This is a genomic window from Streptomyces rugosispiralis (genome assembly GCF_024505145.1).
Taxonomy (GTDB): Bacteria; Actinomycetota; Actinomycetes; order Streptomycetales; family Streptomycetaceae; genus Streptomyces; species Streptomyces rugosispiralis.
The window spans coordinates 181,535-189,286 of sequence record NZ_JANIAA010000015.1 but is presented as its reverse complement, the minus strand read 5'-3'; the positions used below and the strand labels follow the sequence as shown (position 1 = coordinate 189,286).

The window sequence follows — 7,752 nt, the reverse complement described above, 5'->3', positions numbered from 1 at the left end:
GGCCGAAGGCGACCTCATCGTGGTCCTGGAGGCCATGAAGATGGAACAGCCCCTCAACGCCCACCGCGCGGGCACCGTCAAGGGCCTGAACGCGAACGTCGGCGCCTCGGTCAGCGCGGGCGCGGTGATCTGCGAACTCAAGGACTGACCCGCCGCCATGGCGTCCTTACGGTGGACACGGCCCGGCCCGGCCGGGCCGTGTCCACCGTAAGGGTCAGTCCTTGAGCGTCCGCTCCAGGAAGCCCAGGACGGTCTCCGCGTATGTCTCCGGCTGGGTCTTGATCCCCTGAAGGTGCTCGGTGTCCGGCAGGGTGTGCACCTCGGCCAGCGGATAGCGCTCGGCCAGCGCCCGTACCCCCGAGGCGGGGATCATGGTGTCGCGCTCACCGGCCAGGAAGAGCATCGGGGTGCGCTCGTACGCGCCTCCGGGCGGCGGCGGCCACTGCACCCGCAGCATCGCCACGGCCGCCGACGAGGCGACCGACTCCACGACCGGGCGGGAGGGGCCGGCGCCCAGCGGGCCGGGGATGGGCACCCCGCCGGCCGCGACGAAGTTCCGGAACAGCGGGGCCAGCTCCAGCGCCGGGCCGCTGTCGAAGACCACCGCGTCGACCGGGCAGTCCTCCCTCTTGAGCATGTAGAAGGAGGGGAAGGTCGAGATCGAGAAGCCGTAGATCGCGATGCGCGCCGCGGCGTACTCGTCCATCGACCGCATGTGCCGCACCACGGCGACCACGTCGTCGGTGTGACGGTCGCTCATGCCCCAGCCCGCCCGGTCCGCGACGCTCTTACCGTGGTTGCGGTGGTCGAACATGGCGACCGTGTAGCCCGCCTCGCTGAGCAGCCGTGCGTGCGCCAGGCTCGCGGACTTGCTGAGCCCCAGGCCGTGTCCGAGCACCACGACCCGCTCGGCGTCGCCCGGGATGAGCCAGACATGCAGCCCGCGGCCCTGCTGCCCGTTCAGCGGAACGTTGACGTCGGTGCTGGTCAGCCCGAGGTCGGCCGGGGCCTTGTGATGCGGTCTGCGGGGCGGGTGGAAGATCATGTACGAGAGGAAGGCGCCGTACAGCGGTGCCACCGGGAGGGTCACCGCCGAGGCCGCCTTGGCCAGGAATCCCGTCGCCATGGTCGTCAAACCCCCATCACCGATCGTGCCCGGACGTGCGCGATCGTAGTGCGGACGGGCAGGTGCCCGCGTCGGCCGGACCGTGAACGTGGCCTAAGTCACCGGGTGTGGGCGATGGGCAACGCGGCCTTGCGGCAAGGGCGTTGGGGGCGGGTGAAGCGGTCGTGGTGGCGCGTTCCGGCACCGGGGTACCTACGGCGCGCCGCGGGCGCCGCTGTACCGTCAGTACGTCCACAGCGAGCGCGTCATCGGCCGATAGCACGGGGGGAAGCCGAACAGTGTCCTTCACCAGCCCGGTTCAGCCCGCATCCGAGCCCCGGCGATGGGCCCCGGTCCGCGCCCTGCCCGGCCCCGGGGACCGCCCCGGCCCCGGCGAGGTGGCCGTATGGCTGCTGCGGATCCCGCCGTACGCCGCCGCTGCCGCCGCCGTCGCGGAGAGCATGCTGGACGAGCGGGAGCGCGAGCGGGCGGCGCGGCTGCGGTCGGACGTGGCGCGCGAGCGCTATGTGACCTCCCATGTGGGGCTGCGGACGCTGCTCGGCGGCTATCTCGGCATCGACCCGGCCGAGGTCGCGTTCACCCGGGAGACCTGCGGCATGCCGGACTGCGACAAGCCGCACGGCCGCCCGGCCCTCGCGGGCGGGGACGCGCTGCACTTCTCTCTCTCCCACTCCGGCGACGCGGCCCTGTGCGCCGTCGCCTCGGCGCCCGTCGGCGCCGATGTCGAGGAGCGGGACCCCGGGCGCACCGGGGCCCGGCTGACGGGGCTGGTCGGGCAGTTGCACCCCGAGGAGCGGGCGGCGATCGACGCGCTTCCGGAGGAGCTGCGGGAGGAGGCGTTCCTGGGCTGCTGGGTCCGTAAGGAGGCGTACCTCAAGGGCATCGGCACCGGGCTGCCGGGCGGGATCGGCGCCCACCACGTAGGGCTCGCCGAGGGCCTGGCCCCGGTCGGCGCCCCGCCCGGCCCCCGCGGCTGGGCCTTCGCCGACCTGGACGCCCCGCCCGGGTACCACGCGGCGGTGGCCGTAAGGGACGAGGGCGTACGGGACGCCGCCGTAAAGGACGAGACCGTAAGGGAAGCGGCCGTACGGGACGAGGCCGCGTCCGGTGGCGCGGCGCGCCCGTCGGTGACGCTGGCCGGTCTGCCCCTGGGGTGACTACTCCGAGTACAGTCGGCGCCATGCCGCATCTCGAGGTGGAACTCTCGGCAGGCACCATCGAGTACGAGGACACGGGAGGCGACGGCCCCGTCGCGGTCCTGCTGCACGGAGTCGCCATGGACGGCTCCCTGTGGCGCGAGGTGGTCGCCGCGCTGGCCCCCGACATCCGCTGTGTCGTCCCCACCCTCCCCCTGGGCGGGCACCGCCGCCCGATGCTGCCCGACGCGGATCTGTCGGTGCTCGGGGTGGCCCGGCTGGTCGCCGAGTTCCTGGACCGGCTCGACCTTACGGATGTCACGCTGGCGATGAACGACTGGGGCGGCGCCCAGGCGCTGGTCGCCGACGGCCGCGACCAGCGGATCGGCCGACTGGTGATCACCTCCTGCGAGGCGTTCGAGAACTACCCGCCCGGACTGCCCGGCAGGAATCTGGGGCTGGCCGCGAAGCTGCCGGGCGGACTCAACGTCGCCTTCAAACTGCTGAAGCTCGCGCCCCTGCGCCGACTGCCGATCACCTGGGGCTGGATGACCAAGCACCCGGTCGACCGCGAGGTGATGGACGCCTGGTTCCAGCCGCTGTGGACTTCCCCGGAGGTCCGCCGCGACCTCCGGAAGTACGTCCTGGGCGTGCCACCGGTGACCGAGCTGCTCCACTGGGCCGATGCCCTGCGCACCTTCGACCGCCCCGCCCTGGTGGCCTGGGCATCCGAGGACCGCGTCATGCCGCCCGAGCACGGTCTCCGCCTGGCCGGTCTGCTGCCCCGCGGCAGCCTGGTGGAGATCCCCGACAGTTACACCCTGATCCCCCAGGACCAGCCGGGCCCCCTGTCCGACCTGATCCGAGCCTTCGTCCTGGACGGCCCCGAGACGGCCTAGGCACGTCCCCATCGCCTGCGGCGGGCTGCCGCCACGGCCCAGGGACTGTCGTACCCCCGGCGTACCGTCGTCAGTATGTGCAGATCCATCAAGACACTCCGCCCGCCGTACGCCGAGTCCGTCACCGAGGCCGATATGCGCGCCGCGGCCCTTCAGTACGTCCGCAAGATCTCCGGCTTCCGTCAGCCGGCCGCCCATAACGCGGAGGCGTTCGACAAGGCCGTCGAGGCCATCGCCGCCGCCACGGGGGAGCTGCTGGACTCGATCGAGGTGCGCGGCGGGGCGGCACGCTGAATGGCCCGGGGCTGTCGAGAGCACCCGGGCCATTCGCTTGATCAGTTGTGCGCCGCCAGGGACTCGAACCCCGGACCCGCTGATTAAGAGTCAGCTGCTCTAACCAACTGAGCTAGCGGCGCCTGCTGACGACATAAATACTACCTGGTCCGGAGGGGTGGTTTTGACCACCGCTCTCCGGGGCAAGGCCGGGGCCCACGCGGCTCAGATGGAGAGGGAGAGCAGCATCGGGGCCGCCTCGCGGTTGAGGGTGTCGGCGGCCTGGCGGAGGCGGTGGGCATGGGTCAGGGGGAGGGAGAGGGCCAGGCAGCCCACCGAGCGCCCGGCGCTGATCGGGACCGCCGCACAGACCGTGCCGACCGCGTATTCCTGTAGGTCGAGGACGGGCACGGTGGCGGGCTGGCTGTCCAGCTTGCGGAACAGCACCTTCTCGCTGGTGGTGGTCCGGGAGGTGAGCCGCACCGTCCTGTGGCGGGCGAGGTGGTCGCGGCGGCTGTCGTGGTCGAGCTGGGTGAGCAGGCATTTGCCGAGCGCCATGGCGTGGGCGGCGGAGCGGAAGTCCACCCACTCGTTGACCTTGGGCGTACGCGGCCCGTCCGCATACTGCGTGATCTTGATTTCGCCGTCCACATAGCGGCTGAGGTAGACCGCCGCGCCCACCGAGTCGCGCAGGGCGATGAGGGACTGCTGGAGCTTGTCCCGGACGGCGTGGCCGCGCTCGGGGGCGGCGGAGCCCAGCAGGGTCAGGGCGCTGCCACCGACGTAGGCGCCGTCGGCGATCTGCTCCACATAGCCCTCGCGGCGCAGCATCCGCAGCAGATCGGCGAGCTGGTGGGCCGGCAGCCGGGTCTCCCTGGCGAGCATGATGTCGCTGACGCCGGACGAGTGTTTGGCGACGACCTCCAGGATGCGGAGGGCGTGCTGCACCGAGTGGAACGGCGCGGTCGGCTCGGGCCTGAGCGCCACGATTTCCCCCCTCGCAGGTTGGCGTGGCTTTGTATCACGATAACCGCCAAGGGCCTTATCCGGATCGGCTGTTGAGGATATTGCCGAGGCCCATCGGCCCCGGTCAGCAGGGGCGTATGTGCTCGGCATATGACAATGGCGTGCCCCCGCGGGAGGGTCGCGGGGGCAGCGCCGGACCGGGCCCGGCGGGAGCCGGGCGATCCGGCCGAGAGGTCAGAGCACCGCGCTCAGAAACTCCCTCGTCCGCTCGTGTTCCGGCTCGGTGAAGATCTTCTCCGGCGGCCCGGACTCGATCACCCGGCCCGAGTCGAACATCAGCACATCGTCGGAGATGTCCCGCGCGAAGTTCATCTCATGGGTGACACAGAGCATGGTGATGTCCGTTGTGTGAGCGATGTCACGCAGCACATCCAGCACTCCGGCCACCAGCTCCGGGTCCAGCGCCGACGTCACCTCGTCCAGCAGCATCACCTGCGGCCGCATCGCCAGCGCCCGGGCGATCGCCACCCGCTGCTGCTGCCCGCCGGACAGCTGTGTCGGGTACGCGTCGCACTTGTCGCCGAGCCCGACCAGGTCGAGCAGCTCCCGGGCGCGGGTCTCGGCCTCGTCCTTGCTGAGGCCCAGCACATGCACCGGGGCCTCGGTGATGTTCCGCAGCACCCGCATATTGGGGAAGAGGTTGAACTGCTGGAAGACCATTCCGATCTTCTTGCGCACCTCTCTGGTGTGCTTCTCACCCGCCGGGACCAGCTTGCCGGCCCGGTCCTCATGGGTCAGATAGTCGCCGTCGACCTTGATCGTGCCCTCGTCCGGCTTGATCAGCGTCATCAGCAGCCGAAGGATCGTGGTCTTGCCCGAGCCCGAGGGGCCGATCAGGGTGACGTGCTTGCCGGAGGAGACCGAGAAGTCGAGGTTGTCCAGGACCGTATTGCTGCCGAAGCGCTTGGTCACCTGGTCGAAGCGGATCAGTTCACTGCCGTCCACGGCAGGGTTCGTGTGGTCGGTTTCAGTGGCCAAGACGACGCTCCAGGGCTCGCATCAGAAGGGAAGCCGGATAGGCGATGACGATGAAGGCGATGCCGACCATCGTGTAGGGCTCGATGTACTGGAAGGACGACGCGCCCTCCGCGCGTGCCTTCTGCAGCATGTCGACGACGCCGATCAGCGCGAGCATCGGGGAGTCCTTCAGCATCGCGATGACGTAGTTGCCCAGTGCGGGCACCACCCGGCGAATGGCCTGCGGCAGGATCACCGCGGTCCAGGTACGGCCGCGGGAGAGGCTGAGCGCGGTCGCCGCCTCCCACTGGCCCTTGGGCACACCGTCGATCCCGGCCCGGTAGACCTCGGCGGTGTACGTCGAGTAGTGCAGACCGAGCGCGATCACCCCGGTGGTGAGTGCCGAGAACTTGATGTCCCAGGTCGGCAGCACGTAGTAGAAGAAGAACAGCTGCACCAGCAGCGGCGTGTTGCGGATGAACTCCACGACCGCCGCCACCGGCCAGCGTATGAAGCGGGTCGGCGAGCGGAAGGCCATCGCCCACACCAGGCCGAGCGCGAACGCCAGGATCGAACCCAGGGCGGTCGCCTCCAGGGTGATCAGCAGCCCGTTGCCCAGCTCGGGGAGGAAGTCCTTCGCCACATCCCAGTTCCAGCTCACTGGGCACCTCCCGCCGTGATGATGTTGGACGACTGCTCGGCCTCCTGGCGCGAGGACAGCTTCCGGGTGATCAGCGGGCCCTTGCCGGACTTCACGGGGGCCTGGCCGATGCCCGCCTTGGCGCGCCGCTCCAGCAGCCGCATCAGCCGGGTGAGGACGAAGGCCAGCACGAAGTAGAGGACCAGGATGATCGCGTAGATCTCCAGGCTGTCACCGGTCGCCAGCCGCGAGAGCTGGGCGGCGAAGGTGATGTCGGCGACGCTCACCGCGGAGACCAGGGCGGTCGCCTTCAACAGCTCGATCAGCAGATTGTTGAAGGGCGGGATCATCTCCGGGATCGCCTGCGGCAGGATCACCCGGCGCATCCGCTGCGCGGGCGTGAAGCTGAGCGCGATGGCCGCCTCACGCTGCGCCGGGGCCACCGCGGCGAGCGCGCCACGCACGATCTCCGAGCCGTACGCCCCGTAGGTGAGGCCGAGCGCCAGCACCGCGGCCCACATCGGCACCAGTTGGAACTCGAACGCCAGTGGCATCACGAAGAACAGCCAGAACATCAGCACCAGGGCCGAGGTGCCGCGGAAGACCTCCACATAGAAGCCGGTCAGAAAGCGGACGATCCACAGCCGGGAGGTGCGCGCGATCCCGATGCCGAACGCCACGACGGCCGCGAAGACCGCGCTGTACAGGGTCAGCTGGATGGTGATCCAGACGCCCGGAAGAAGCCAGTTTTCCCACAGCCCGGCCGTCATGAGCACAGCTCCTTGGCGGTCAGATCGGTCATCTCTTCCTTGGTGAAGCCGAAGGGCCGCACGATTCGCAGCAGCTCGCCGCTCTTCTTCATCTTGTGCAGCTCCACGTTGAAGGCGTCCCGGAGCTTGGTCTCCTCGGGGCGGAAGGCGAAGCCGCCGGCGCCGATGTCCGGTTTGCCGTCGACATACGGCTGGAACGGCTCGGTGGCCTCGGCCAGCCGGCTGTTCCGCTGCTTCACCACGTTGTGCACGGTCACGGTCGTGCCCGCGAAGACATCCGCCCGGCCCTGCTCCACGGCCAGCAGCCCGGCCAGCTGGTCGGGGAGGATCAGCATGTCGCTCTGCTTGATCCCGGCGTCCTCCGCATAGCCGATCTCGGCGTAGGCGGTGCCGGTGGCCATTTTGGCCTTCTTTTTAAAGATGTCTTCGTAATTGTGCAGGTTTTTGGGGTTCCCCTTGCGCACGATGAACGCGTCACGCATGCGGTAGTCGGGGTCGGAGAAGATCACCTGGGCGCAGCGCTCGGGGTTGATGTACATCCCCGCCGAGACCACGTCGAACTGCTGTGAGCGGAGGCCGGGGATGAGCGAGCCGAACTCGGTCGGCACCGGCTGGACCTTGGGCACGCCCAGCCGTTTGAAGATGACCTTGGCGATCTCCGGTGCCTCGCCGGTGAACTCGCCGTTCTCGTCGATGTAGCCGAATGGGATCTCCCCCGCAATTCCCAGTCGGACCGTCCCTTGCGACCGCAGCCGCTCCAGCAGATTGCCCCCGTCCTCGGCGTCCGAGCCGGACACCCGGCTGCAGCCGGCCGCGCCCAGCAGACCCAGGGCCGCGCCGCCCGCGAGAAGAGCTCGGCGGCTTGGGCCCATTTTGGCTATTTCTCTGCTATCGGTGTCTTTCCCACGTGGTGGAGCCATGGGCG

General features: G+C 69.7%; 10 protein-coding genes and 1 tRNA gene. 4 read left to right on the top strand and 7 right to left on the bottom strand.

Features of this window, described 5'->3' with window-relative positions:
- The coding region (locus NP777_RS23450; RefSeq protein WP_256652152.1) for an acetyl-CoA carboxylase biotin carboxyl carrier protein subunit at positions 1–148 on the top strand (148 nt) is incomplete at its 5' end.
- Positions 149–214: 66 nt separating this feature from the next.
- On the opposite strand, the gene NP777_RS23445 is transcribed toward NP777_RS23450, so the two are convergent.
- Positions 215–1,126: an alpha/beta hydrolase gene (locus tag NP777_RS23445; RefSeq protein ID WP_256652138.1), complete on the bottom strand. Its 912-nt coding sequence runs from the start codon at positions 1,124–1,126 to the stop codon at positions 215–217.
- Positions 1,127–1,404: 278 nt separating this feature from the next.
- Between NP777_RS23445 and NP777_RS23440 the strand changes: the two genes are divergently transcribed.
- From NP777_RS23440 to NP777_RS23430, 3 genes are all read left to right on the top strand, one after another.
- Positions 1,405–2,283 carry a 4'-phosphopantetheinyl transferase family protein gene (locus tag NP777_RS23440; protein WP_256652137.1) on the top strand — a complete coding sequence of 293 codons (879 nt, stop codon included), beginning with the start codon at positions 1,405–1,407 and terminating at the stop codon, positions 2,281–2,283.
- Positions 2,284–2,306: 23 nt separating this feature from the next.
- Positions 2,307–3,161 carry an alpha/beta fold hydrolase gene (locus tag NP777_RS23435; RefSeq protein ID WP_256652136.1) on the top strand — a complete coding sequence of 285 codons (855 nt, stop codon included), beginning with the start codon at positions 2,307–2,309 and terminating at the stop codon, positions 3,159–3,161.
- A gap of 75 nt (positions 3,162–3,236) precedes the next feature.
- Positions 3,237–3,455 carry a DUF2277 domain-containing protein gene (locus tag NP777_RS23430; RefSeq protein ID WP_256652135.1) on the top strand — a complete coding sequence of 73 codons (219 nt, stop codon included), beginning with the start codon at positions 3,237–3,239 and terminating at the stop codon, positions 3,453–3,455.
- Positions 3,456–3,503: 48 nt separating this feature from the next.
- On the opposite strand, the gene NP777_RS23425 is transcribed toward NP777_RS23430, so the two are convergent.
- From NP777_RS23425 to ehuB, 6 genes are all read right to left on the bottom strand, one after another.
- Positions 3,504–3,577 (bottom strand) — tRNA-Lys (locus tag NP777_RS23425).
- An 82-nt stretch (positions 3,578–3,659) separates the two neighbouring features.
- Positions 3,660–4,421, bottom strand: a complete 762-nt coding sequence (locus NP777_RS23420) for an IclR family transcriptional regulator (protein WP_256652134.1) — start codon at positions 4,419–4,421, stop codon at positions 3,660–3,662.
- A 213-nt stretch (positions 4,422–4,634) separates the two neighbouring features.
- The gene (gene ehuA, locus NP777_RS23415; protein WP_256652151.1) at positions 4,635–5,405 is read right to left on the bottom strand and encodes an ectoine/hydroxyectoine ABC transporter ATP-binding protein EhuA; all 771 of its coding nucleotides are present in this window, start codon (positions 5,403–5,405) and stop codon (positions 4,635–4,637) included.
- A 22-nt stretch (positions 5,406–5,427) separates the two neighbouring features.
- Complete coding sequence (gene ehuD / locus NP777_RS23410) at positions 5,428–6,078, bottom strand: ectoine/hydroxyectoine ABC transporter permease subunit EhuD (protein ID WP_256652133.1); 651 nt, start codon at positions 6,076–6,078, stop codon at positions 5,428–5,430.
- Entirely contained in the window at positions 6,075–6,827 is a 753-nt protein-coding gene (gene ehuC, locus NP777_RS23405) for an ectoine/hydroxyectoine ABC transporter permease subunit EhuC (RefSeq protein WP_256652132.1), read from the bottom strand. Before ehuC ends, ehuD begins: the two co-directional genes overlap by 4 nt.
- The gene (gene ehuB / locus NP777_RS23400) at positions 6,824–7,747 is read right to left on the bottom strand and encodes an ectoine/hydroxyectoine ABC transporter substrate-binding protein EhuB (RefSeq protein WP_391858558.1); all 924 of its coding nucleotides are present in this window, start codon (positions 7,745–7,747) and stop codon (positions 6,824–6,826) included. Before ehuB ends, ehuC begins: the two co-directional genes overlap by 4 nt.
- Positions 7,748–7,752 lie beyond the last annotated feature (5 nt).

Coding starts and splice junctions, on each gene's coding strand:
- NP777_RS23445 (WP_256652138.1), bottom strand. CDS start 1,126: ATGGCGACGGGATTCCTGGCCAAGGCGGCCTCGGCGGTGACCCTCCCG.
- NP777_RS23435 (WP_256652136.1), top strand. CDS start 2,307: ATGCCGCATCTCGAGGTGGAACTCTCGGCAGGCACCATCGAGTACGAG.
- NP777_RS23430 (WP_256652135.1), top strand. CDS start 3,237: ATGTGCAGATCCATCAAGACACTCCGCCCGCCGTACGCCGAGTCCGTC.
- ehuC (WP_256652132.1), bottom strand. CDS start 6,827: ATGACGGCCGGGCTGTGGGAAAACTGGCTTCTTCCGGGCGTCTGGATC.
- ehuB (WP_391858558.1), bottom strand. CDS start 7,747: ATGGCTCCACCACGTGGGAAAGACACCGATAGCAGAGAAATAGCCAAA.